This window comes from Methylophilus methylotrophus DSM 46235 = ATCC 53528 (genome assembly GCF_000378225.1).
Taxonomy (GTDB): domain Bacteria; phylum Pseudomonadota; class Gammaproteobacteria; order Burkholderiales; family Methylophilaceae; genus Methylophilus; species Methylophilus methylotrophus.
The window spans coordinates 913,559-939,717 of the sequence record NZ_KB905141.1; the positions used below are offsets into that span (position 1 = coordinate 913,559).

Here is a 26,159-nt window from a genome sequence, read left to right on the forward strand (position 1 = left end):
ATCGAAAAATCCAACCGTCACATGTCCAGTCAAGCGCATTTCTTTAGCCTGCGCGGCAGCGCCGCCCTCTCGCAATTCCGTCTCGATAAACTGTATAGCGTCCTCACCACCAGCGCTCCGAATATCGACCACATTTATACCGAATTTGTGCATTTTGCCTTTAGCGAAAATGCACTAAGCCCAGCCGAACAAGACACGCTGCGCCAGATTCTGACTTACGGCCCGAAAACTGACATTGAATCCCCGAGCGGTGAACTGCTGCTGGTCATACCACGCATAGGCACCATTTCCCCCTGGGCCTCACGCGCGACTGACATTGCCCATAATTGTGGCCTGGGTAGCCTGTTACGCCTTGAGCGCGGCATTGCCTACTACGTGACCACCAAAAATGGCGCGCCACTGACAGACAGCGAAAAACAGGCTTTGCGTGCCGCCATCCAGGACCGCATGACTGAGACTGTGACCTACAGCCAGGCAGATGCCGAAAAGTTGTATCACCATGCTGACCCAAAACCTTTATCCAGCATTGACATCCTGGCCGGTGGCAAAGCCGCTCTCGAAACCGCCAACAATGAGATGGGCCTGGCCTTGTCGCCGGACGAAGTAGATTACCTGCTGGAAAACTACCGCAAAATGGGCCGCAACCCGACGGATGTCGAGCTGATGATGTTTGCCCAGGCCAACTCTGAGCATTGCCGCCACAAGATTTTCAATGCCGACTGGGTGATTGATGGTGTGCAGCAAGAGCTGTCACTGTTCAACATGATCCGCAACACGCACAAACTCAACCCAGGCAATACCGTGGTGGCCTATTCGGACAACTCATCGATTGTGCAAGGGCAGAAAACCAAACGCTTCTACCCCACTGCCAACCAGAGTTACCAGTTTGTGGAAGACAATATGCACTACCTGATGAAGGTAGAAACGCATAACCACCCGACGGCGATCTCCCCATTTGCCGGTGCCGCGACGGGCGCCGGTGGCGAAATCCGCGACGAAGGCGCGACCGGTATAGGCTCCAAGCCCAAAGCAGGTTTAACTGGCTTTTCAGTTTCCAACCTTAATCTGCCAGGCTTCAAGCAACCGTGGGAATCCAATTACGGCAAACCCGGCCGTATCGCCAGCCCGCTGCAGATCATGATAGACGGCCCACTGGGTGGCGCCGCTTACAACAACGAATTTGGCCGCCCTAATATTGCCGGTTATTTCCGCACCTTTGAACTGGAAACCACCAGTGCCGATGGTAAAACAGAAGTGCGTGGCTACCACAAGCCGATCATGCTGGCAGGTGGTGTCGGTAACATTTCCGATAGCCATAGTCATAAAAACAGTATTCCTCCAGGTTCTGCATTGATTCAGCTTGGCGGCCCTGCCATGCTGATTGGCCTGGGCGGCGGCGCGGCCTCAAGTATGGATACCGGTGCCAACACTGAAAACCTGGATTTTGACTCCGTGCAGCGTGGCAACCCGGAGCTGCAACGCCGTGCGCAAGAAGTCATCGACCGCTGCTGGCAAATGGGTGACAAGAACCCTATCCTGAGTATCCATGACGTCGGTGCCGGGGGTATTTCCAACGCTTTTCCTGAACTGGTGAACGACGCCAAAGTCGGTGCCGTGTTCCAGCTGCGTGATGTGCATAACGAAGAGCCTGGCATGAGCCCGCGCGAGTTATGGAGTAACGAAGCCCAGGAGCGTTATGTGCTGGCCGTCACGCAAGACCAGCTGCCATTGTTTGAGGCGATTTGTGAACGTGAGCGCTGTCCATTTGCCGTGGTTGGCGTGACCACGGAAGAGCGCCATTTAACTGTGGAAGACACGCACTTTGGCAACAAACCGGTGGATATGGAACTCTCAGTGCTGCTGGGCAAACCGCCAAAAATGCTGCGTGATGTTAAATCAGTACAAAAAGTATTGCCAGCCTTTGATACCAGTAACATCGACCTGAACGAGGCCGTGGCACGTGTCCTGCGCCTGCCTGGCGTGGCGGACAAAACCTTCCTGATCACCATTGGTGACCGTAGCGTGACAGGCCTGATTGCGCGCGACCAGATGGTCGGCCCCTGGCAGGTACCGGTCAGCAACGTGGCCGTGACCTGTGCCGGATTTGAAACCAATATCGGTGAAGCCTTCGCTATCGGTGAAAAAGCCCCGTTGGCGCTGATTGATGCACCGGCCTCCGGCCGCATGGCGATTGGTGAAGCCATCACCAATATTGCCGCTGCAGCCATTAGCGACATCGTCAACCTCAAACTGTCCGCCAACTGGATGGCACCCGCCGGGCATGCCGGTGAAGATGCCGCCTTATACGCCACCGTGAAAACGGTAGGGATGGAGCTGTGCCCGGCCCTGGGCATCAGCATCCCGGTCGGCAAGGACTCCATGAGTATGAAAACGGTGTGGCAAGACAACGGTGAAAACAAAGTCGTGACCGCACCAATCTCACTGGTGATTTCCGCGTTTGCCAATACGCCTGATGTGCGCAAAACATTGACCCCTCAACTGCGTACCGATCTGGGTGAGTCCGAGCTGATCCTGATCGACCTCGGCAACGGCCGTAACCGCATGGGCGGGTCGGCACTGGCCCAAGTCTATAAACAGCTGGGCAATGTCGTGCCTGACGTTGACCAGCCTGCACAGCTAAAAGCATTTTTTGCTGCCATCCAGCAACTTAACAACGATGGCAAACTGCTGGCCTACCATGACCGCTCTGATGGCGGCCTGTATGTGACCTTGGCAGAGATGGCTTTTGCCGGTCATTGCGGTTTCAATGCTGACTTATCGAGCCTGAAAGGCGACACGATTAGCATCCTGTTTAACGAAGAACTGGGTGCTGTGATACAAGTACGCACTGGTGATGCAAGCACAGTGACCGCCCAACTTGAACAGGCGCTCGGTGCCTGCGTCCATCGCATTGGCCAGGTCAATGCCGGCCATGATATTGCCATCACACACGGCAACATGCAGTACAACGCTTCCCGCATTGAGTTGCACCGTATGTGGTCTGAAACGACTTACCGCATGCAAAGCCTGCGTGACAACCCGATTTGTGCGCAGCAGGAATACGACCGACTGCTCAATGCAGACGATGCTGGTTTACATGCCAAGCTGACATTTGACCTTAACGACAACATTGCTGCGCCGTATATCAATAGTGGCAAACGCCCCAACATGGCGATTTTGCGTGAGCAAGGCGTCAACGGCCAGACCGAAATGGCGGCCGCGTTTGACCGCGCCGGCTTTAACAGCGTAGATGTACATATGAGCGACGTGATCAGCGGCCGCGTATCACTGAAGGACTTTGCTGGCCTGGTCGCCTGCGGTGGGTTCTCTTACGGTGACGTACTCGGCGCGGGCGAAGGCTGGGCCAAGTCTATCCTGTTCAACAGCCGGGCGCGTGATGAATTCAGCGCCTTCTTTAACCGCAGTGACACATTCGCCCTGGGGGTGTGCAATGGTTGCCAGATGATGAGTAACCTGCACAGTATTATTCCGGGCGCCGACCACTGGCCACATTTTGTGCGCAACAAGTCTGAGCAATTTGAGGCGCGTGTCGCGTTGGTTGAGATTTTATCTTCACCTTCCATCTTCTTTGATGGCATGGCCGGTAGCCGTATGCCGATTGCGGTGGCACATGGTGAAGGTTTTACGGAATTTACTGATGCCAGCATGGTCACAAGTGTGCTACAACAGCAACTGGCAACTGTGCGTTATGTGGATCATGCCGCGCAAGCGACCGAAGTCTATCCGTTCAACCCTAATGGCTCACCTCAAGGCTTGACTGGTTTTACGACGCAAGACGGTCGTTTCAGCATCATGATGCCGCATCCGGAACGTGTATTCAGGACGGTGCAACACTCCTGGCATCCTGACGGGTGGCAAGAAGATGGCCCATGGATGCGCATGTTCCGTAACGCACGCAAGTTTGTGGGTTAAGCGGAACCATAGATTTTATGGTTTCGCCATTAAAACAAAGTTGTTATTTTTAAAAATGAAATCAGGTGTTTGGAGAGATTATGAAATCAGTTAAGTTTTTAGTGGCCTTGTTCTCACTGTCATTTGCCTTGCAGGCATTTGCATTGTCCGATGAGGAATATATGGAGTTTACCGAGGCCCTTACCGGTGGCAACGTGAAAGTGGTTAAAAAATTTGTCGAGGCCGATCCGAGCCTGGTCAAACAGAAATTCTTTGCCTGGGAGCCGCTGCAAATGGCAGCCTCAAAAGGAAAGATTGACGTGGTTAAATACCTGGTTTCCAAAGGCGCTGACCTGAACTACGTACACCCAGCCAGTCACAATACCGCTTTCCATATGGCAGCCTTTATTGGTGACACTGACACTATGAAATACCTGGCTTCTGCAGGTGCAGATGTGAACGTTAAACTGAAAGGCGATGTGTCATTGGTGCGTTTTTTCAAAGAAGAAGGAAATCAGAAGATGGTGGACTTGCTGACACAACTGGGCACCAAGAATGATGGTTGCCAGGAAGAAAAATGCTTTTAACCGCTTGTGAGTAATAGGATGTTAATGCAAAACGGTCATGAGATTCATGGCCGTTTTTGTTTTAATTTACCCTGATCAATGTAACCATAGTCACGCACGCCAGCATCATCTGTTTAGAATAATGTGACATCTCAAACAATCATCTGGGGGAAGCATGCAACGTTTCACTGTCACACTTGTATGGGTTTGTTTTACCTTGGCCACGTTCCCGGCACAGGCAGAAGAGCTTGCCTTGACCAGCACCCGCACCCTGGCAGCCTCTTGCGCTGCGTGCCATGGCCCCAATGGTAATAGCCTGGGCAGCACCCCAACACTGGCTGCACTCAATCAGCAATATTTTATCCAGCGCATGCAGGGCTTTAAAGATGGCTCAGTCAGCTCTACCGTGATGCATCATCATGCCAAAGGCCTGACCACAGAGGAAGTCACTGCAATGGCGGCCTATTTTGCGCAGCAACCCAGGCAGACGCCGCAACCCCTGCCGCACCAATCATTTCTGGGAGCACAATAATGGCGATGGAGAAAATTACCAGACTGCCTGTTCCCACGCGCAGGCAGTTCGTACGTTCAGTCATTTATGGCGGACTCGCTTTTTATGGTTTGCCAGCTTTTGCACGTGCCGGCAAACCGCCTTTGGGCCACGTGGTGGTGGTCGGTGCAGGCTTTGCCGGCCTCACCGCAGCTAAATACCTGCGCGAATGGAGTATGGGCAACCTCAAAGTCACCCTTATTGAACCGAATCCGCAATTTATCTCCTGCCCGCAAAGCAATCTGGTGCTGGGTGGCAGCCGCACCTTGGACCAGTTGAGCTTCAGCTATGACATCGCGCGCAAGCAGCATGATCTGCATTGGATACGGGATAGCGTGATGTCCGTCGACATGGCGAACAAGCAGGTCAAACTCACGCGCGGCAGCCTCAGCTATGACCGGCTGGTGCTGGCGCCTGGTGTTGATTTCAATTACAGCAAGATTCCCGGGATGCCTTCCCCTGTAGAGAATATCCCGCATGCCTGGAAAGCAGGTAAGCAAACCTTGCAATTGCGGCAGCAACTGGAAAGCATGCCGGATGGTGGCGTGTTTGTCATGACCATCCCCAGTGGCGCTTACCGCTGCCCGCCTGGCCCTTATGAACGTGCCTGCCAAGTGGCACATTACTTCAAACAGCACAAACCGCGCAGCAAAGTGATTATCCTGGATGCGAACGCCGATATTGTCTCGAAAAAAGGACTATTCCTGCAAAGCTTTAATGGGGCTTATCAGGGCATGATTGAATACCATAACAACAGCGAGATTTTACAACTCGACACCGGCAGCAAAACCATCAAAACCGACTTTGAAACAGTCAAGGCCGATGTTCTCAATGTGATCCCACCACAGCTGGCGGGCAAAGTAGCGCAAGTGGCCGGACTGAATAATGTAGACCAGCGCTGGTGTGAAGTGGATTTTGTGAGCTATGCATCCACCCTGCAATCAGATGTGCATATTATCGGGGACAGCATTTCGGCAGGGTTACCGAAGTCTGCCCATATGGCAACCTCGCATGCGAAAGTATGCGCAGCAGCCATCATTGAGCTCCAATCCGGTCACGCCCCTAACCCGTTGCCCGTGTTTGCCAATACTTGTTACAGCTTTGTCGATGACCAACAAGCCATGCATGTCGCTAATGTATACCGCTATGATCCGGCCAAAAAATCCATGGTCTCGGCTGAAGGCGGCGGTGTGTCTGCTAAAGCCTCGCTGCAGGAAGGTGAATATGCACAGGCTTGGGCACATAATATCTGGGCGGACACATTGACATGACCGCGGCGCGCATCCATATCTCTGCCGTCAGCAAGGTTTCCCGGTTTTTATTCATCGGGCTGGCAGGCTTATCTATGGCGATTGGCTTGCATTATGCAATGGCGCAAACGCAGGAAGTCAATACAGCCCTGGCAAAGCTGGAAGTGCCTGCCGGACTCAGAATTGAGCGTTTCAGCGATGTCAGCCGCTGGGGCGCTCCTCGCATGCTGGCGCTTGATAGACAAGGCAGGCTACTCGTGAGCCTGTCGGATACCGGCCGCGTTTTGCGCCTTGACGAGGAAGGCAAGGCAGAGATCATTGCACAAGGCCTGAACGCGCCCCACGGAATGGCATTACTTGGAGATGACCTGCTGGTGGCCGAACAAACCGGTGTGGTTAAACTGGCCTGGCAGGGAGAGGGCTGGGCAGCGCCACAACCGTTTATCCGCAACCTGCCCAGTGGTGGGCATAGCCTGAAAACAGTCAAAGTCTCGCCGGATGGTTATATTTTCATCAATGTTGGTTCTAGCTGTAATGTCTGTGTAGAGGATAATCCTGTGCGCGGCACCTTATTGCGTTATAGTGCAGACGGTCGCCCCGCAGGTGCTTTGCTGACTGTTGGCCGCCATGCACAAAGCGCTATTTGGGCCATCGGATTACGTAACAGTCAAGGCTTTACCTGGCATCCAGACACAGGGGAGATGTTTGCCACTAATAATGGCGCAGATAACCGTAGCGCTGTTAAAAATGGCAGCATTCATGATGACCTGCCGCCGGAACACCTAAATAAAATCGAGGCTGGAAAACACTATGGCTGGCCCTATTGCTGGGGGCACCCAGACCAGCCCGGACAACTTTTCCAGGACCCGAACTTTACCGGTGAACCGGATATTTGCCAGCAAGCGCAGGCGCCTGCGCTGACTTTGCCTGCGCATAGTACGCCTATCGGCATCACCTTTCTGGCTTCAAGCCGCTTGCCATCAGACATGCAACAGGATGCCGTCATCGCCCTGCATGGCTCCTGGAACCGCAAACAACCCAGCGGTTACGCCTTGCTGCGTGTACAATTCAGGAACCAACAGCCTGTTGCAGCCGTCCCATTGATCAGTGGCTGGCTAGAAGGAAAACAAGCCTGGGGACGTCCAGTAGACGTGATTGTCGGTGCAGATGGCTGGCTTTACATTTCTGACGACCTGACAGGCTGGATTTACCGGATACGTAGTACGCAATAAAAACCTTAAATGACTGAGATTTTTTTCAGGAGCAAGCAAATAATGAAACGTATTTTATTATCTATCAGCAGCGTGCTTTGCCTGGGCTGGATGAGCATGAGCCAGGCAGGTGCGCAACCTTCACTGGTGATACAGGTGCCAGAAGCTTTTTACCAGCATCCGGTAAGATTCCTGCATCCTTATATCAACTATTGGCACAACCGTGCAGAAGCGGCTGAAACAACAGGTATCAGTAGCTTCCAGTCAAAAAACTACGCGACCTCCAGCTGTGAAGCCGAGGCGAAAGGCCAGGCATTGGTGGTGATTGAACCGAATATATTTTATAACCCGCAAACGGGCATTTATTACAGCGAAATTACTGCCAAAGTATACAATCAGCCTGCGGCTGATAGCGCTTTAAGTAAACCCCTGATGACGGTCAAAGGCCATGGGCAATCACGTGGCTGGCTTTCCTTCAATGTAGAACATTCAACACATCAATCGTACCAGCAGGCGTTTGATCAGGTCATCGAGCAATTGCAGAAGAACCCGGTTTTCCAGCAGTCTGTCGAACAGGGGCCTCTACAAACCTACCAGGCTTTATGCAATAGCATCGACACCCTCTCCCAACCCAAAGCCTTTTTCTAGGAGTGTGTATGCTGTTTAAATGCCATCCGCACCATCGTTTCTTTTCCAGCGTTCTGGCGACCTTGTCACTCACTTTTGCTGGCTACAGCCATGCACATGGACTGGACGCAGTCAGCGGCTTATTGACGCCAGAGTCTGTGGTACAAGCTGCTGATGGCAAAATCTATGTCTCCGAAATCAATGGTTTTGGCCAGGATGGAGACGGCCAGATTCGAGTGATAGACCAAGGAAAAACGGCGGTACTGGTCAAGGGCCTCGATGACCCCAAAGGCTTGGTGATCATCGGCAGTGATTTGTATATTGCCGATAAATCACGCGTATTGCGCATCGCCTTGAATCAGCCAGCTGCTAGTGCCGAAGTGTTTCTGGCAGCCACTGACTTTCCCAAAATCCCGCAATTTTTAAATGATTTGAGCGCAGATGCCAATGGCAATCTTTATATCAGTGACAGTGGCGATATTTTGGGCACAGGCAAAGGCGGTGCAATTTACAAAGTGACGCCTCAACGTGCATTAAGCCTGTTACTGGATGGCAATATTGACGCGCGCATCCTGGCCCCCAATGGCCTGCTGGCGGATGCGAAGGGTGAGCAGCTGTTATTGGTCGACTTCACCTCGGGCGTGCTTTACAACTACAACCAGTTGACCGAACAGCTGGACGAAATAGCGAGTGGGTTTGGTGGTGCAGACGGCATTGTCAAACAGGCCAATGGCAATATCTATATCAGTGACTGGAAGAATGGCAAAGTATTCCGTGTCGATACGCAGCACAAAGTCACCTTGATAAAAGAGGGCTATCAGTCTGCAGCCGATATTGCCCTGACACAAGATGACCATCATTTGCTGGTACCAGATATGAAAGCGGGCAAGCTCGATATTATCGACTTGCGTTAATTGCATCTCAAACGACAGGTAAAAAAAACCACGCTTGCGCGTGGTTAAGTGAGAGGATACACACGAAACCGCTGATTGCCTCAACACACTGCAGGGAATTCAGCATGCTAAGGCAACTTCACAGTTACTTGGTTTGCGCAGTTTTTTTGTCAACCTCCTTTTGGGTGTTGACCGCTGGCTGCGCGACAGCGTGTCTGGCGAATTTCATATGCTTTTGCATTTCAGACTGGTCGTGGGGAGAAGGATTGGTCCCCGCAACTGCCAAGGCTGAAGTAATCAATACCGATATGAATAACAAGATCTGTTTGTTCATCATCGCTCCTTAAAGATTGCGCATTCAATCTCTGTTGCTCATCTGTCATGTGACAGTGCGCCCACTGCCCACGATTGCACAATACACCCCTACCCTTACAGCTAACTTACGCCTTTCTTGCAGCAAACTTACAACACGAAAAACCGGGTGACATTGAGGTAAACTGGCTGCATTGAAATGAGCAGGTAACAGCGATGCGCCTATTAATAGTGGAAGATGATTTGGTCATTGCAAATGGACTGGTCCGGGCTTTAGGGCAGTCTCAGTATGCAGTGGATCATGTGACTGATGGCAAACAGGCTTTGCGGGCCATCCAGGATGACGTCTATGACCTGGTGATCCTGGATCTGGGGCTACCGACCATGGATGGCATGCAACTGTTGTCACACTTGCGGCAACAGGCCAACCCGATTGCCGTCTTGATATTAACGGCACGCGAAGATGTCGCGACCCGGGTACAGGCACTCGACCTGGGGGCCGATGACTTTTTGACCAAGCCCTTTCACCTTGAAGAACTTGAAGCACGTGTACGTGCACTGATCCGTCGCAGCAAGCTGGGCAACAATCTACCCTTGCAATGCGGCAACCTGAAACTGGATGTGGCCAATAAACTGGCCAGCATCAACGACCAGCCTATCACTCTCTCGGCACGTGAAATTAACCTGCTGGAGACCTTGATGATGCGTATGGGAAAAATCATCGCCAAAGAGCAGATCATGGAATCCCTGTGCAATTGGGATGAAACCCTGGGCGACAATGCGATTGAAGTGTATGTACACCGTTTACGAAAAAAAATTGAACCCAGTGGCGCGCATATCCGTACCGTCCGCGGGCTCGGTTACATGCTGGAAGCAGCACATAACGGCGTGTAAATGATCAACATCGGACCCCGCTCGCTTAAAAACCAGCTCAGGCTGTGGTTGTTGCTCACCATGTTGCTGGTCCTAGGTGTCTCTGCTGCCCTGTCCTATTCGCGCGCGCTGCTCTACGCCACACAGGCTTACGACCAGGCCTTGTTACGCACCGTACTCGCCCTGGCAGATGAAGTCATCATTGATGCCAACAATGAGGTCAAAATCGAGATTCCGGAAGTCACGAGCCACTTGCTCAGCTATAACGAGGGTGACCGTATTTACATACGTATCAGCGCCCCCGACGGCAAGCTGGTCTTTGGTGAAGCCAATTTGCCTCCACCCACCAGGCCACCTGGCGGTAACCAGCAGGTCTATTACAATAGCTTCTACAAAAACGAGACGATTCGGGCTGTCACCTTCGGTCTGCCTGAAAGCAACGCTGTCAATGCAAAGAATATATTGATTACCATGGCAGAAACCACAGGCAAGCGCGATGCCCTGGTGGCAGAAATAATAGAAGAAATGCTATTGCCGCAAGTACTGATGATGATCCTGGCGGCCATCGTGATTGAATTGGGAATCCATTTCGCTCTCAAACCTATGCAGGATCTGCGGGAGTCTTTGCTCCAACGTTCTCACCGCGACCTAAGCCCCCTGGACACCACTGTCTCGCCCCTTGAGTTACAACCATTGCTACATGCCATGAATGCCCTGCTATCACGGGTGAAAGCAGGGATACAGCAACAACAGCAATTTATCGCAGATGCGTCTCACCAGTTACGTACACCCATCGCTGGCTTGCAAACACAAGCCGAACTCGCGCTGAGAAGCCCTTCGCCCGAAGCGGTGAAAGAACCTTTGAATTACATCCTGCGCAGCACCACGCGGTTATCACATTTGATTCAACGCCTGTTAAGCCTGGCGAGAACGGATGCGGCCAGCAGCCAGCTGGTATTCAAGCCTGTCTCGCTGACCAGCCTGATTTATGATGAATGCGCACGCTGGGTGGGTCCCGCTTCGGACAAACAGCTGGAACTGGAAGTCTTGATTGAAACCCAGCAAGACCAAGTGCTGGGTGATGCCTTAATGCTGTCTGAAATGCTGAACAACCTGCTGGAAAACGCAATCCAGTACACACCCGAGCACGGGCTGTTGCAAATACGCCTCTGGCAAGACGGCAAGCAACTTTTATTACAAGTCACCGACAGTGGGGTGGGCATCCCAAATGAGCAAAAAGAACATGTTTTTGAACGCTTTTATCGGTTGGATCCTAACCAGGGCAATGGCTGCGGACTGGGCCTGGCGATTGTGGCCGAAATTGCAGAGCACCACAATGCGACAATTACCGTCAAGCCGGGACTGGAGCACCCAACCAGAAACCACATAGGGAGCCAATTCACGGTAAAATTCGAGCGCTATGACACGTTGCCTGAGAAACCTCGCCCTAAAAGCACTGACAATTTGTGACCCGGAGCAAAAATGCAGCCTAGTAGCGTCATTGTGGGATGACTACCTGGCAGGTACACTTGAAGTTGATACCAAGCTCACGCTGGAAGCCTCGCCGCAGGGCATCCCCGGCCGCCCGGCTAAACCTAAACTGGTAGCGCCCAGGCTGGTGCAACGCAGGGCCATGCACACCCCTGAAGGACGAGCGGCGCTCATTCACGCACTGGCCCATATCGAATTCAACGCCATCAACCTGGCATTAGACGCTGTATGGCGTTTTGCCGGTATGCCGCAAGACTACTACCATGACTGGCTACAAGTTGCCAAAGAAGAGGCTTACCATTTTTCATTGTTGAATGATCACTTGCAGACGCTGGGTTTTCAGTATGGTGATTTCGATGGTCACAACAGTCTGTGGGAGATGGTTGAAAAAACTCAATCTGATGTGCTGGCGCGCATGGCATTAGTGCCACGCACACTGGAGGCCCGAGGCCTGGACGCCACCCCGCCCCTCAAGCAAAAACTGTTACAAGCGGGCGACCATCAGGCTGCCGCTATCCTGGATATCATCCTGCGCGATGAAATTGGTCACGTTGCCATTGGCAACCGCTGGTTCAAATTCCTATGCGACAGTCACCAACTGGAGGCTATGAGCACCTTTGATCGTTTACGTCAGCAATATCGCGCACCCCAATTAAGGCCACCATTTAATCTGGCGGCACGCAAACTGGCTGGCTTCAGCGAAGCCGAGCTCCTCTACTTGGAGGGTGACGTCAGCGCCACCGGAACCGTTTCACCGTAGCGAGTGTTTCGAACTCAAACGACCAATTTTTCTGGCATCCATTGCTGCAACGATTTGGGTTAAAAACACCTGGTTTAAACGGCTAAGCGATGTACTTTAACGCCATGGTAATCATGGTCACTAATTGTAGATGCTTTATGCTCCCTGCTTATGTGAATTATTTTATTTATATTAGGCTTTAGCGCTAGCTGGCTGATAACTGCAGCTATGGTCAACTTTAAATGAAAAAAAGAGATCGCCCTGTTCCGTCACCATTAGCGATATATCAATAGATTTCACAAGGTTTTAACATTCATGACTATCTGCTTATTCCAGTAAGCGTGAGCGTTACCATATTTTTCAACCCCAATTCAATAACAAACTAATATATTATTGCGATAATATTTAATGAACTTATTTACATATTTTGAAGTCAGCAATCACCAATAATGTTTGTTTGTTTAAACTAGCCTTTAAATAAAACGCTTATTAAAGATTTATCGCAATACAAGAAACCTTATAATGGCAGGACGTATGGTTGTACTTATTAAAACAATATTTGGAGCGAAAGTTTATGAATTGTGGAAAGTGCAATCCTCAGAATTTAGGTTTAGACTTTTCAATGGCTTTTCAGCCTATTGTGGCATTTGCACAAAAAGCAGTCTGGGGCTATGAAACATTGGTGCGAGGCATCAATAATGAACCAGCTTCGTTTATTCTTGACAAGATTGATTCGTCCAGAATTCACAGTTTTGATCAGGTCATCCGCTCAAAAGCCATCAGGTTGGCCAATAATTTGCAATTTGAGCAAATTCTTTCTATTAACTTTTTACCCAATGCGGTTTACAACCCGGAAAACTGTATCCAGTCTACGCTGGCAGTCTGTGATGAGCTGGGGTTCGATAAAAAACGAATTATGTTTGAAGTGACCGAAGCTGAAAAAATCACTGACCATGCCCATTTAAAGAATATTTTTGCCGAATACAAAAAGCATCAGTTTCTCACCGCCATTGATGATTTTGGCTCAGGTTACTCAGGATTGAATTTACTCGCAGAATGGCAGCCGGACATTATCAAGCTGGATATGAACCTGATTCGTGATATCGACCAGAACAAAACCAAGCAACTGATTGTGAAAAGCATTCTGGATGTCTGTCAGGGACTGGGTATCCAAGTGATTTCAGAAGGCGTAGAAACCCGTGCCGAGTTAGGCGTACTGGTAGATTTCGGTGTTGATCTGTTTCAGGGCTATTACTTTGCGAAACCATTGTTTGAGGGCTTGCCTGCCGTACCTGATAGCTGTTTTCAACTGACTAACTAACATGCTCCCTCATGGCGACAATCTTGAGTTGCGCCACGAGGGAGCCGCTATTCAGTAGCGAGTGACTGATGCGCTGACTGGATTGAGTGTGCCTGCTGCGGTCAACCCATCTCAAGTGCCTGCCAGCCTTGTGGGTCATATCGCCAGCACTGTCCGTGTTCTTCGCACCACAAATGCAACCAGCCGTGGTTAACTAGATGACTGACAGCCGCATGCTTTTTAATGATGCGCTGTATCCTTGACCGGCTGGCAACCACCACCACAGTGAGCCTCAGCGGTTCATGCATCCAGTCCTCGCCGTCATGGAGAGACTGTTTTGACAACCCGATTCTGAGATCACCACCGTTCCCTTCAAACACGCCGATGCGGCCACCCACCACGTTGTGCAGCAGTTTATTGCCACTTCCAAATTTGTCCGGAGCGCATGTAGAGGCATGGTATTGCCAGTTAATCCAGTGTGTGACCAGCATGGGTGCCGTCATCAGCTGCTCCAGTAGTTGCCCATCCTGGTCTAGCTGCTCGTCATACTCATGTAAAAATGCACGGCCCATGAGATTGAGATGTTTGGTGCGCGCCCGCGGTGCCATGATGAATGCGGCGTTATTCGCCAAGCCCCACTCTGGACGCGTCTGTGCACCATCATTGGCCCGTTGGCGGAAAGCCCGGAACAAAGCCGTTGCATTCATCGCTGAGTTCAGTGGCTGCGTGGGCAGTGCAGGTTGAGCCCTGAGTTGGTTACCAGCGGCCTTGAACAAAGTGGCAGCCAACTGCCATTGCTTTTGTTTGGCGGGGGTTAGCATATCCAAGTCAAAGGCCTCCACCTCCTGCGTGGTGGTATTGTGCAGGGCAGCCACAAATGCTGTCTCTTCGGGAATATCGACACCGATACTGGCAAGCTGGGCCCTGACCTCCCTATCATTCAGCAGCGCAGCCAGCGCACGCGTATTGACCTCACCGGATTGTCCGCAACAGGCACCACAATCAAGGCTGGAGGCATGCGCGTTATTTTGGCTTTGGCTCGCGTGACCGACCAGCAGCACCATGGGTGCGAGGCCATTAATCAGGCCCAAACTCCCCAGAACGCGTGCTGCGATTTCCGCTTTTTCTGCCACGCTGACGGCTTGCAGCAATGGCCGCGTCAGCGAGCGATATTTTTGCGGCAAACCATACTGATCCATGGAAACCCTGGCTAGCCGCTTGGGACGAACCAGTGACCAGAGCGACTTGAGGAACATCGGGCCTGCACTCTCCACTAACGAAAACGCAGCGCCTGGATACTGATTTAAGCGGGCGAGCTGATTGCCAAAAGTAAAGTTTCTGATCCGTTTTCCCTTCACTTCTGCATCCAGTAATGATTGCGCTACCTGTGTTTGCTCTGCGCAGTCTCGTTTGGCTGGCGCTGGCTTCACCTGATCACTGACCTGCAGCTGAGGCGCCAACAATCCCGGCAATTGTGGCCGCTGTTGCTCCGAGCCCAAAGGCTGGTAGGCGATGGGCAAGCCAAAGAAACCGGCCACGCCCAAAGTCTGCACATGCGGTGAGAACGATTCGATCGCGCGACGCAAAGGTTCACTACGAACATCAATACAAAATGCCGCCTGAATCTGCGGCGCAGGTGCTGGCTCTGTTGCAGGGATAGGCAGTTGCAGTTGTTGTGCTAACACGCGCTGATATCCCTGCTCCAGGGCAAGCTGCCAGATTTCATCAATCACAAGCGACTGTTCGGCCTCCTGAATATCGTTGGAAGCATGCTGCCATTTCTGCTGGATCACCTTGATGGCAGTGTTTGTTGCATTCAGCCCCTTGCATTGCATTAAGATCACCCCCCAGGCCAGGCGGATCGCCAGCAAATCCCGCAATGATTCATCTGACTTTCCTTGCAGACTGGCTTGCCATGCCAGATAGGCACACCAGGAAGCCCACCCATTCACGGTGAGCAGGACTGCCTCGAAATAGTCTGCCAGCACTTCCTCACTGAGGCCCAAAGCTTCCACTACCCAGCGTTCTGCCTGTTGACGCGTCAACGGTAAATAATCCAGGTATTGATGGATATTCGGTAAACCCATCAATACGGCGATGCCATGATCATGCACAATCATTTCTCGCCAAAAATGATATAAGCCACCTTCACGTTGCGGTTGCCAGTCCGACTGATCCTGATCAAAATAGGCAGCACAGGCTTGGCTCACCTGGTGCGTGATCGCGTCACGCCAGGTCAGGCGCTGAAAACGTTGCGCATCATCGTCGAGCACATCAATCAGCAATGGCAATGCTGGTAAATTGAATGGATCAGACAGATGTGCCACACAGTCTTCAATCGTCAATCGGTTGTGCTTGAGTTGTGTCATGGCCTGCGTCAGGTCAGTGGCCGTCACCCTACCCGCCTGCCAGGCTTGCAAGAAGTAAGTCCGCTCGGGGAATACTTGCACTTTTCCTAATACTGCCATACGAGCAGCCACTGTTCTCAAGGGCATCTGTATACGATGCCAGTGCGGATTCACTGCAATCGACTGATCCAGCGGCCACGCAGGTGCAATACTATCGCAAGCCTGCTGGCAGGCGCGACTGATGACTGCCTCCGACAATGGCTGGTGAGGCGATTTGCGACGTGGTGGGAATAACTGATCCTCAATAAAAAACATTTTCTTCTCCATCATGAGTGGAATTGAACTGCCTGGTTAACGGTTAGCATGTGACTCTTTGCCCCAACTGATGGGCCATAATTTCAGCACATTGCGTGTATAGAACTCATCCAGGTAAAGTCCGGCATAGATCCAGCGGTGCAGGCGCCCCAGTCTCGCTGGCATCAGCACAATCAGGGCAGTTGCACTATACAAGCCAATCATCGCCACCATCATCCATGGGGTATCAGTCGCATGCGGATGGTCTTGAATCCCCAGGGGCAAGGTATGGAACAGCAGGCTGACGACTGTCAGCATCAAGGTCACCAGGCTGCCAAATGCGATGGACTGCCACTGCGTCCAGACGGATGAAGCGGACTGTTGATGTAGCCAGAGCAAGGGCGCCCAGGCCAACGCCAGTACCACATTCCACCAGGCAGGCCACATGGCATGTGCTAATCCGGCCTGTGCTGCAAAGACAATCCCCAAGGTAATGCATGGTGCCAGCCAAAAACTCCAGGGGTAATACCTAGGCTTGCCGGTCAGATGTTTTAACCGGGTCTGGGTCACCACATCTGCGGCAGAAAGGAAAGCATAAGCTTTATAAATCGAATGCCCGATCAGATGCAGGGCGGCAAAGGTGTACAACCCCAATGCGCATTCAACCACCATGAATCCCATTTGCGCCACGGTTGACCAGGCAAGGCGGACTTTGATGCTGACACGCGTTAACATGACCAGGGAGGCCACCATACAGGTGATCAGCCCAATACTCATGAGGCAATGTCTGGCTGGCGCATAATGCTCCATCAAGGGGGCTAACCGGATCAGCACAAATCCTGACAGGTTCACCACGCCTGCATGCAACAAGGCAGAGACAGGAGTAGGTGCTTCCATGACTTGGATCAGCCAGCCGTGCACTGGCAACAGTGCTGTTTTTAACACCACCACCAGTACCAACAAGCACGCGCACCAGGCAACAAGTTGACTGTCACCATGGCTGGACACATGTTCCAAGAACACCGAGATGCGCATGCTGCCAGTTTCAACATAGGCGAATAAGGCCATCAGCAGTAATGCTGCATCAGCCAGCATATCGGCCACGGTTTTCTTGTGCGATGCCAGTAGTGCGAATGGTCTTTGCTCATAAAAACACAGTAAATGCCGCATACATAAGCCAATGGAAGACCATGCCGCCGCAAATAGCAACCAATGATCAGCAATCAATAACAGATGCACGCTCACCAGCACCAGGCTCAGTGCCGCTACAAATCTGCGTTGATGAGATTCGCCTTCAAGGTATCTGGTGGAAAATACACCAATGACCCAGCCGAGGAACTGTACCAAGATAGCCAATACTGACTGCAAAGGTGTTACCGTGAGCGCCCAGTTTGTATCAATTTGCGCAGGAATATTCCCAGCCTGGGTCAGTACATTGGTCATTGCCAATATAACCAATATCAATGAGATCATGGCGGCTCTGTTAAACCGGTGCCAGCCGCGTGCATCTTGCCAAGGGCTAGCAATGGTGAGCATAGCTGTTGCCAGCATCACCAGACAGGGAGTGAGAGCCATGACTATCTGAAGATTCATGCAATCAGCCTTTCTTGAATAAATAATACTTTCAAAAAATAGAACATATTTTTAATTTAAATAGATAATAGAGATAATCATCCTGAGACTTCGACCTTTTCATTCAAGCTAGAGGCTATCTGCCGATTCAACTCCTGAGATGGCGTGTAAATTTCATTCGCTGGCAACAACTCAACCACCACCTTACCTGGTGCAATCACCTCATTACCATTAATCTCAATTTTTTTGGGATAGACCGTCACGATGCGGCCATCAATTTCAAGGGTTTTGATCATGATTTTTTTCCTGAATAATGACTTTAAAATGTCAGGTAGCACGGATTTTGACGCAGATAATTAATTAGGTAAAATATATAAATATTAACTTTAAGTTCTATTTAATATATGGAAAGACTGAATTATCACCATCTGAAATATTTTTGGCATATCGTCAAGGTAGGCAGCTTGACCAAAGCGGCAGAGAAATTGCACATTTCTCAGTCCGCCCTCTCCTCGCAAATCCGCCAGTTGGAGGAGAGTCTTGAGTGCAGCCTGTTTTTGCGGCAGGGACGCAAATTGATATTGACCGAGTTTGGAAACTTAGCGTTTTCGTATGCTGACTCTATCTTTACCAAAGGGATAGAACTGGAGAACTTGCTCAGAAAGGGCATTGCCGCTGAGCATCAGACATTACGCATTGGCGTACTTTCCACCATGTCGAGGAACTTTATTGAGAGTTTTGTCGAGCCACTGTTGAACCATGCCAATATCAAGCTGGAAATTGCCGCCAGTGGCCAGACCAATTTGCTCAAAGCGCTTTCAAACCACCAGCTGGATCTGGCCCTCACCAATATTGAAGTGCGAGGCAACCACGACCAGTTATGGGAATGCATTTTGCTGGACCGCCAACCGATCAGTGTCATCGGTCCCTCCAGTCTGGACATTAAATCCGGTTTTTCAGCCAAATACGCGGATTACCACTGGATTCTGCCTAACCAGGACAGCCCTATCCGCGCCGCGTTTGATGGGTTGTGCGCCCTGCATCATTTAGAGCCGAATATCGTCGCTGAGGCGAACGACATGGCGATGCTGCGATTGTTAGCCAGAGATAGCATGGCACTGACTGTGATGCCTGAAGTCGTGGTGAAAGATGAACTCAAGAACGGCGTACTCAAATCGTTCACGCAATTAGAGGGTATTTTTGAGAACTTTTATGCGGTGACGGTTAAAAAACATTTCCGCAACTTTGAAATCAATCAGTTAGTGAATCAGTTCCTGATGAAAAAAATTTCGTCTCCCTCTTGAAATTATTTTTACAGCCCATACTTTCGCCATATCAGCAGTTCTGCTGATACTTATTTCGCCACTGGAGGCATGATTGCCAGTTGCGTCTGCAAACGTCTCCAGTGGTGTGTTTTGTTGAACTTATCGCTAAGGAGAATTGAACATGAATATTCGTCCCCTGTATGACCGCGTCATTGTCAAGCGAGTCGAGCAACAACGGACGACCGCTTCCGGCATTGTGATCCCTGACACTGCAGCAGAAAAGCCAGAGCAAGGAGAGGTCATTGCCGTGGGCAGTGGCAAACAGCTGCAGGACGGTAGCCTGCGACCACTGGAAGTCAAGGTGGGCAACCATATCCTGTTTGGCAAGTATTCTGGTCAAACGGTCAAGCTTAACGGCGAGGAACTGCTGGTCATGCGTGAGGAAGACATTCTCGGCGTGATTGAACCCAGTCCTGCCGACCTCAAAAAAGTCGCTTAATCACTTCACTGCTGATACAGAAAGGAGAATTGAACGATGGCAGCAAAAGATGTGAAATTTCATGATCATGCGCGCACTAAAATTGTAAAAGGCGTGAATATCCTGGCCGATGCGGTCAAGGTTACCTTGGGGCCCAAAGGCCGTAATGTCGTGCTGGAGCGCAGCTTTGGCGCCCCGGTGATTACCAAAGATGGTGTCTCCGTTGCCAAGGAAATCGAGTTGCAGGACAAGCTGGAGAATATGGGCGCACAAATGGTGAAGCAAGTCGCTTCTAAAACAGCTGACGTGGCCGGTGACGGTACGACTACCGCTACCGTGCTGGCTCAGGCGATTGTACAAGAAGGGATGAAGTCAGTCGCCTCCGGCATGAATCCCACCGACCTAAAACGTGGGATTGATAAAGCCGTGACAGCCCTGGTGGATGAGCTTAAATCCATGTCCAAAGCTATCACCACCCATAAAGAAATTGCCCAAGTCGGTGCGATTTCTGCCAACTCTGACCATGCCATTGGCCAGATCATCGCCGATGCCATGGAAAAAGTCGGTAAAGAAGGCGTGATTACGGTGGAAGAAGGTAAGTCACTGCAAAATGAACTCGAAGTGGTCGAGGGCATGCAGTTTGACCGCGGCTATATCAGCCCCTACTTTATTAACAACCCTGACAAGCAGGTAGCAGCTCTCGATGAGCCCATGATTCTGCTTTACGACAAAAAAATCAGCAATATCCGTGACTTGTTGCCAACCCTGGAAAACGTCGCCAAGGCCAACAAACCCTTGCTGATCATTGCCGAAGACGTGGAGGGCGAAGCCCTGGCCACCCTGGTGGTCAATAGCATGCGCGGTATCCTCAAAGTGGTTGCTGTGAAAGCACCTGGCTTTGGTGACCGCCGCAAAGCCATGCTGGAAGACATTGCCGTCCTGACCGGGGCCACTGTGGTTTCCGAAGAAACCGGCATGCAACTGGAAAAAGTGACTCTTGAACACTTGGGCCACGCCAAGCGCGTTGAAGTGCAAAAAGAGAATACCATCATTATTGATGGCGCAGGTGATGCAGCCAAGATTAAGGCCCGCGTGCAGTCCATCCGGACTCAAATAGAGGAAGCCACCTCTGATTATGACAAGGAAAAACTGCAGGAGCGCGTGGCCAAACTGGGTGGTGGCGTGGCGGTGATTAAAATCGGCGCCGCGACCGAAGTCGAAATGAAAGAGAAAAAAGACCGTGTCGATGATGCTCTACACGCCACACGGGCTGCGGTGGAAGAAGGCATCGTTCCAGGTGGCGGTGTGGCTCTGCTGCGTGCCCGCAGCCGCATGAGCACTCTCAAGGGCGATAATGATGACCAGGAAGCCGGTATCCGCATTGTGTTGCGTGCAATAGAAGAGCCCTTACGCGCGATTGTGAAAAATGCAGGTGAAGAGCCTTCTGTCGTCATCGCCAAGGTGCTTGAGGCAACAGGTAATACCGGCTACAACGCAGCCACCGGTGAATATGTGGATATGGTGGAAACCGGTGTGGTGGACCCAACCAAGGTGACCCGCACTGCCCTGCAAAATGCAGCCTCGATTGCCGGTCTGATTTTAACCACCGACGCCACCGTGGCTGAACTACCCAAAGAGGAGAAAAAGGCGCCAGCCATGCCAGAAATGGAGTACTAATACTTATTACTCAACGCCATAAACGTTTAAAGCCCCGTAAGGGGCTTTTTTTCTATCTGGATAATGTAAATGAGACGCTTAGAAAAGCGCCATACATCATCAGGCAGGTCTTCTTGGCGGCAGATGCCTGAATGTAATCCGGCCCTTGCCCATGTCGTAAGGAGACATTTCAATGGTGATTTTATCGCCCGCCAAAATGCGTATTTTATGCTTGCGCATTTTGCCACCGGTGTAGGCAGTCAACTGATGCCCATTGTCCAGCGTCACACGGTAACGTGCATCTGGCAACACTTCAGTCACTGCACCCTGCATTTCAATCAATTCTTCTTTAGCCATGTAATTCCTTATCAATGAATAAAAAAAGCCCGCAAACGGGCTTTATAGGCTGAGCGTGAAGCCCAGGCTTGACTAAGCAATTACTTGAATCGCAGAAGCTTGCTTGCCTTTAGGTCCTGTGGTTTCTTCATAAGAAACGCGCTGATTATCTGCCAGGCTTTTAAACCCGATGGATTGAATCGCAGAAAAATGTGCAAACAAGTCTTCACCACCTTGATCCGGGGTAATAAAACCAAACCCTTTTGCATCGTTAAACCATTTGACAATACCTGTAGCCATATTTAAATCCTTTTTAAATGAAAGGGAAAAACCCTTGAAAGGCGAGGAACAAGTAAGCAGGATTAACGAGAGAACCAGAAGATACCACCAGAGAAAACAACAATGCTTGAACGTCGCGTGTAGGCACTATGCGCCTTATGCACCACAATAGCAAATGTTATTTTCAAAAAATCCAAAATAAATCAAATATTTATTAATTCCTCATCAATATTTGGCAATGGCTACACAGGCAATGATATGTCTCTTTACACTGTCAGCAGATTCGCCACCCCATCCAGGCCCACCACATTCAGGGCATACATCGCCTGCTCCTGCACCACCGGTTTGGCGTGATAAGCCACCCCTACCGCAGCCACCGCCATCATTTTGAGGTCATTGGCGCCATCCCCAATCGCAACGGTCTGCGCAGCAGCCAGACCTAACTGGTCACGCAATTTGATCAGCTCATCGGCTTTACGCTGGGCATCGACAATATCACCCACTATCTGGCCGGTGAGTTTGCCATCCACGATTTCGAGAGTATTGGAAACGGCATAATCCAACCCCAGCTTGTCTTTGACGTGGTTGGCAAAAAAGGTAAACCCTCCCGAGACGACCATGGTTTTGATGCCATGCTGCTTGCAAGCATCTATCCACGCTTGTGCACCTGGGTTAAAGCGCAAACGTTCATCTATCACGCGTTGCAGCGCAGTCTCGGGCAAACCTTGGAGCAAAGCCACCCGTTTGCGCAGGCTGGCCGAAAAATCCAGTTCCCCGCGCATGGCAGCTTCGGTAATTTCAGCCACCTGTGGTTTAAGGCCCATCATGTCGGCAATTTCGTCTATGCATTCAATGGCAATCAAGGTCGAGTCCATATCCATCACACACAAGCCCATTTTCTGCAACCGGTGGGCATCTTGCACCAGGGCGCAATCGATCTGCTGACTGGCACAAAAGGTTTTTACATCAATGTAGTCGCCTTCCGCCACAGGCAGGTAGTAGGCATGCTGAGCCACTTGCATGAATTGGGTGTGTCCGCCAACCAATCCATGGATATGAGACAAATGCGCCATGCTGATGGCAGGGCCTTGAACCACTAAACGCATGATAAAAATCGTTCATTAAACAAAAGCGCGATTATACCAGTTGCCCACCCAAACGCTGAGTACAGGCTGTTTTTAAGGAGTATTTCCATTTTTGGATTGCACTAAGCGATGGTATGCTTGCAGGCAAATTAAAAAACCCGGGGAATGTATGAAACAAGACTCACAAACACTGCCATGGCTTAACCTGCCAAACTTGCCCTTACCACTCAAAGCACTGTTTATCGGCTACCTGCTGGTCATCGGTGTCGGGCTATGTATGGCTGGTTTGCAAATCATGCTCACACACGGCATGGCAGACGGTAAATTCGGCCTCTCAGTCAATGATATCGTTTACAGCTATTATGGCGACCGCAGTGGTACCAAACTGGCGAGCAAGCTCAATGGTTCCATGTCCGACAAAGCGCCACTGGAAGTACGCCAGGACATTATCAAATGGGCGCAATTAGGCGCACCGCAAGACCAGTGGGAATCACATTACAAACAGGTATTTGCCCAGCACTGTGTGATGTGCCATAGCAATATTCCGGGTATCCCCAACTTTACCAAATACGAAGAAGTGAAATCCCGCGCCGAAGTCAATGAAGGCGCCACCATCAGCGGCCTGACTCGTGTTTCTCATATCCACTTGTTTGGCATCAGTTTTATCTTTTTCTTCATTGGCCTGATTTTCAGCTTTGCGGTCAATGTGCCTAAGTCTGCCAAGATCATTGCCATCGCCTTCCCGTTTGCCTTCCTGATTGTCGACGTCATGTCATGGTGGCTAACCAAACTTTCACCACATTTTGCCTGGCTCACGATTATCGGTGGGATTGGATATAGCCTGGCCTCCAGCTATATGTGGGTAGTCAGCATGTATCAAATGCTGGTGTTGTCACGCAGTGGCAAGGTATATGGTAATGCCTGGGCGCAAGATATTTAAATATCAGCGCTTGCGTTAAATGATTTAAAGAACCGCATCCACATGCGGTTTTTTTGTTTGCCGTCTAGCCTTGACAGGGTATTTGCGCGAAAATAGAGGCTTAACTATTAAAACCACAAAACTTTCATGAATCTGCACGAATACCAGGCCAAACATTTACTGCAAAAGTATGGTTTGGCAACCCCGACCGGTCTGGTCGTCCAATCTGAAGAAGCTGCGGCCGCTGCCACCAAGGAATTAGGCGGCGAAGCCTGGGTTGTCAAGGCACAGGTCCACGCGGGTGGCCGGGGCAAGGCTGGTGGCGTCAAAGTCGTCAAGTCATCACTGGAAGCACAAACCGTCGCTGGCAGTTTATTAGGCAAACATTTGGTGACTTACCAGAATGCCCCTGACGGTCAGCCGGTACATCAGGTATTGGTTGAACAGACTTTACCGATTGCACGTGAACTGTATCTCTCCATGCTGGTGGACCGCACACTTGAACGTGTGGTCATGGTCGCCTCCAGCGCCGGTGGCATGGATATTGAAGAAATTGCGGCAACACAACCGGAAAAGATTCTGCAAGAAATCTGCGACCCACTCAATGGCCTGGTGGATTACCAGGCACGCAATCTGGCTTTTGGCTTGGGCTTAAGTGGCGACCAGATTGTTGCGTTTACCAAACTGGCCAAAGGTTTGTACAAATTATTCAAAGACAATGACCTGTCATTGCTGGAAATCAACCCGCTGATTGTGACGACTGACGGTAAACTGGTGGCGCTGGATTGCAAGATGATCGTCGACGATAACGCGCTCTACCGCCAGAAACCGTTTGCTGAAATCCGTGACTGGTCACAAGATGATGCCAAGGAAGCCGAGGCGCATCATAGCGGGCTCAATTATATTGCCTTGAACGGCAATATCGGCTGTATGGTCAACGGCGCTGGCTTGGCCATGGCCACCATGGACCTGATCAAGCTGCATGGCGGCATGCCGGCCAACTTTCTGGATGTCGGTGGCGGTGCCACGGCAGAAACCGTGACCAAGGCTTTCAAGATTATTCTGTCCGACCAGAATGTAAAAGCCATCCTGGTCAATATTTTTGGCGGCATCATGCGTTGCGACATCATTGCAACAGGGATTATTACTGCAGTGAAGGAAGTCGGCATGACGATTCCTGTCGTGGTCCGCCTCGAAGGCACTAACGTGGAGCTGGGCAAGCAAATGTTGCGCGACAGCGGTTTGAATATTATCTCTGCCGAAGGGTTGACTGACGCTGCCCAGCAAGCGGTTAAAGCAGTGAGCAAAGGTGTGTAGTCATGGCCATTTTAGTTGATAAGAATACCAAAGTGTTGTGCCAGGGCTTTACCGGTAAACAGGGCACGTTCCACTCCGAACAGGCGCTGGCCTACGGCACTAAAATGGTGGGTGGCGTGACCCCTGGCAAAGGCGGGCAACAGCATCTGAACCTGCCTGTGTTTAATACCATGCGTGAAGCGGTGAAAGAAACACAAGCCAATGCCAGCGTGATTTATGTCCCACCACCGTTTGCGGCCGATTCCATTTTGGAAGCTGCTGACGCAGGCATTGAATTAATCGTGTGCATTACCGAGGGTATCCCCGCCCTGGATATGCTGAATGTGAAAGCGGCCCTGCGCGCCAATGGCACCAAACTCATTGGCCCTAATTGCCCAGGCGTGATTACACCGGATGAATGCAAGATTGGCATCATGCCTGGCTTTATCCACAAACGCGGCAAAGTGGGTGTGGTATCCCGCTCAGGCACCCTCACCTACGAAGCCGTACACCAAACCACTGCGCTCGGTTTAGGTCAAACCACTTGTGTGGGGATTGGTGGCGACCCAATCAAAGGCTTGAACTTTATTGAATGCCTGGAACTCTTTCAAAAAGACCCCGAAACAGAAGCAATTATTATGGTGGGTGAAATCGGTGGTAGCGATGAAGAGGCGGCTGCAGACTTTATCAAGCATCATGTGACCAAACCTGTAGCAGCCTATATTGCAGGCCTGACCGCACCGAAAGGCAAACGCATGGGTCATGCAGGCGCAATTATTTCAGGTGGCTCGGGGAAAGCAGAAGACAAAATTGCCGCCCTGGAATCTGCAGGTTGTGTTGTCGCTGACTCCCCAGCAGGTCTGGGCAAGGCAGTTCTGGCAGCGATTCAACGTGCCGGCAAATAACC

General features: G+C 51.0%; 24 protein-coding genes. 17 read left to right on the forward strand and 7 right to left on the reverse strand.

Annotated features, from left to right (window positions below):
• The first annotated feature begins 21 nt into the window (after nt 1–21).
• From purL to F463_RS0104500, 7 genes are all read left to right on the forward strand, one after another.
• Nucleotides 22–3,933, forward strand: a complete 3,912-nt coding sequence (purL, locus tag F463_RS0104470; RefSeq protein ID WP_018985854.1) for a phosphoribosylformylglycinamidine synthase — start codon at nt 22–24, stop codon at nt 3,931–3,933.
• An 80-nt stretch (nt 3,934–4,013) separates the two neighbouring features.
• Entirely contained in the window at nt 4,014–4,499 is a 486-nt protein-coding gene (locus F463_RS0104475; RefSeq protein WP_018985855.1) for an ankyrin repeat domain-containing protein, read from the forward strand.
• A gap of 154 nt (nt 4,500–4,653) precedes the next feature.
• Nucleotides 4,654–5,010: a c-type cytochrome gene (locus tag F463_RS0104480; protein WP_018985856.1), complete on the forward strand. Its 357-nt coding sequence runs from the start codon at nt 4,654–4,656 to the stop codon at nt 5,008–5,010.
• Entirely contained in the window at nt 5,010–6,299 is a 1,290-nt protein-coding gene (locus tag F463_RS0104485; protein WP_018985857.1) for an NAD(P)/FAD-dependent oxidoreductase, read from the forward strand. Before F463_RS0104480 ends, F463_RS0104485 begins: the two co-directional genes overlap by 1 nt.
• The gene (locus F463_RS0104490) at nt 6,296–7,510 is read left to right on the forward strand and encodes a PQQ-dependent sugar dehydrogenase (protein ID WP_018985858.1); all 1,215 of its coding nucleotides are present in this window, start codon (nt 6,296–6,298) and stop codon (nt 7,508–7,510) included. The genes F463_RS0104485 and F463_RS0104490 overlap by 4 nt, the downstream gene beginning before the upstream one ends.
• A gap of 42 nt (nt 7,511–7,552) precedes the next feature.
• Entirely contained in the window at nt 7,553–8,137 is a 585-nt protein-coding gene (locus F463_RS0104495) for a hypothetical protein (RefSeq protein WP_018985859.1), read from the forward strand.
• Nucleotides 8,138–8,145: 8 nt separating this feature from the next.
• Nucleotides 8,146–9,030, forward strand: coding sequence for an SMP-30/gluconolactonase/LRE family protein (locus tag F463_RS0104500; protein ID WP_018985860.1), 885 nt, complete (start codon nt 8,146–8,148; stop codon nt 9,028–9,030).
• Nucleotides 9,031–9,154: 124 nt separating this feature from the next.
• On the opposite strand, the gene F463_RS0104505 is transcribed toward F463_RS0104500, so the two are convergent.
• Nucleotides 9,155–9,346, reverse strand: coding sequence for a hypothetical protein (locus tag F463_RS0104505; protein WP_231587255.1), 192 nt, complete (start codon nt 9,344–9,346; stop codon nt 9,155–9,157).
• Between the two features lie 191 nt (nt 9,347–9,537).
• Here F463_RS0104505 and F463_RS0104510 point away from each other — a divergent pair, with 191 nt between their 5' ends.
• From F463_RS0104510 to F463_RS0104525, 4 genes are all read left to right on the forward strand, one after another.
• Nucleotides 9,538–10,215 (forward strand): response regulator, encoded by a 678-nt coding sequence (locus tag F463_RS0104510; protein WP_018985862.1) that lies wholly within the window; start codon nt 9,538–9,540, stop codon nt 10,213–10,215.
• Nucleotides 10,216–11,664: a sensor histidine kinase gene (locus F463_RS0104515; protein ID WP_018985863.1), complete on the forward strand. Its 1,449-nt coding sequence runs from the start codon at nt 10,216–10,218 to the stop codon at nt 11,662–11,664.
• A complete protein-coding gene (locus tag F463_RS0104520; protein WP_026295299.1) occupies nt 11,615–12,445 on the forward strand; it encodes a ferritin-like domain-containing protein in 831 nt (276 codons plus the stop codon). Before F463_RS0104515 ends, F463_RS0104520 begins: the two co-directional genes overlap by 50 nt.
• 601 nt (nt 12,446–13,046) lie before the next feature.
• Nucleotides 13,047–13,745 carry an EAL domain-containing protein gene (locus tag F463_RS0104525; RefSeq protein WP_018985865.1) on the forward strand — a complete coding sequence of 233 codons (699 nt, stop codon included), beginning with the start codon at nt 13,047–13,049 and terminating at the stop codon, nt 13,743–13,745.
• A 101-nt stretch (nt 13,746–13,846) separates the two neighbouring features.
• On the opposite strand, the gene F463_RS14085 is transcribed toward F463_RS0104525, so the two are convergent.
• The 3 genes from F463_RS14085 to F463_RS0104540 form a co-directional block, all read right to left on the reverse strand.
• Nucleotides 13,847–16,387: a YbcC family protein gene (locus F463_RS14085; RefSeq protein WP_018985866.1), complete on the reverse strand. Its 2,541-nt coding sequence runs from the start codon at nt 16,385–16,387 to the stop codon at nt 13,847–13,849.
• Between the two features lie 36 nt (nt 16,388–16,423).
• Nucleotides 16,424–17,959 carry an NADH-quinone oxidoreductase subunit L gene (locus tag F463_RS0104535; RefSeq protein ID WP_154650013.1) on the reverse strand — a complete coding sequence of 512 codons (1,536 nt, stop codon included), beginning with the start codon at nt 17,957–17,959 and terminating at the stop codon, nt 16,424–16,426.
• A gap of 77 nt (nt 17,960–18,036) precedes the next feature.
• Nucleotides 18,037–18,234 carry a hypothetical protein gene (locus tag F463_RS0104540; RefSeq protein WP_018985868.1) on the reverse strand — a complete coding sequence of 66 codons (198 nt, stop codon included), beginning with the start codon at nt 18,232–18,234 and terminating at the stop codon, nt 18,037–18,039.
• Between the two features lie 108 nt (nt 18,235–18,342).
• Between F463_RS0104540 and F463_RS0104545 the strand changes: the two genes are divergently transcribed.
• From F463_RS0104545 to groL, 3 genes are all read left to right on the forward strand, one after another.
• Nucleotides 18,343–19,242, forward strand: coding sequence for a LysR family transcriptional regulator (locus F463_RS0104545; RefSeq protein ID WP_018985869.1), 900 nt, complete (start codon nt 18,343–18,345; stop codon nt 19,240–19,242).
• 142 nt (nt 19,243–19,384) lie between these two features.
• Nucleotides 19,385–19,702: a co-chaperone GroES gene (locus F463_RS0104550; protein WP_018985870.1), complete on the forward strand. Its 318-nt coding sequence runs from the start codon at nt 19,385–19,387 to the stop codon at nt 19,700–19,702.
• A gap of 36 nt (nt 19,703–19,738) precedes the next feature.
• On the forward strand, nt 19,739–21,358 hold the full coding sequence (gene groL / locus F463_RS0104555; protein ID WP_018985871.1) for a chaperonin GroEL: 1,620 nt from the start codon (nt 19,739–19,741) through the stop codon (nt 21,356–21,358).
• Nucleotides 21,359–21,457: 99 nt separating this feature from the next.
• Here groL and infA read toward each other — a convergent pair whose 3' ends face one another.
• From infA to serB, 3 genes are all read right to left on the reverse strand, one after another.
• On the reverse strand, nt 21,458–21,694 hold the full coding sequence (infA, locus tag F463_RS0104560) for a translation initiation factor IF-1 (protein WP_018985872.1): 237 nt from the start codon (nt 21,692–21,694) through the stop codon (nt 21,458–21,460).
• A 72-nt stretch (nt 21,695–21,766) separates the two neighbouring features.
• Nucleotides 21,767–21,973 (reverse strand): cold-shock protein, encoded by a 207-nt coding sequence (locus tag F463_RS0104565; protein ID WP_018985873.1) that lies wholly within the window; start codon nt 21,971–21,973, stop codon nt 21,767–21,769.
• A gap of 245 nt (nt 21,974–22,218) precedes the next feature.
• Complete coding sequence (serB, locus tag F463_RS0104570; protein WP_018985874.1) at nt 22,219–23,058, reverse strand: phosphoserine phosphatase SerB; 840 nt, start codon at nt 23,056–23,058, stop codon at nt 22,219–22,221.
• A gap of 148 nt (nt 23,059–23,206) precedes the next feature.
• On the opposite strand from serB, the gene F463_RS0104575 reads away from it, so the two are divergent.
• From F463_RS0104575 to sucD, 3 genes are all read left to right on the forward strand, one after another.
• A complete protein-coding gene (locus F463_RS0104575) occupies nt 23,207–23,977 on the forward strand; it encodes a hypothetical protein (RefSeq protein WP_018985875.1) in 771 nt (256 codons plus the stop codon).
• A 126-nt stretch (nt 23,978–24,103) separates the two neighbouring features.
• Nucleotides 24,104–25,273, forward strand: a complete 1,170-nt coding sequence (sucC, locus tag F463_RS0104580) for an ADP-forming succinate--CoA ligase subunit beta (RefSeq protein WP_018985876.1) — start codon at nt 24,104–24,106, stop codon at nt 25,271–25,273.
• Nucleotides 25,274–25,275: 2 nt separating this feature from the next.
• A complete protein-coding gene (sucD, locus tag F463_RS0104585) occupies nt 25,276–26,157 on the forward strand; it encodes a succinate--CoA ligase subunit alpha (RefSeq protein WP_018985877.1) in 882 nt (293 codons plus the stop codon).
• Nucleotides 26,158–26,159 lie beyond the last annotated feature (2 nt).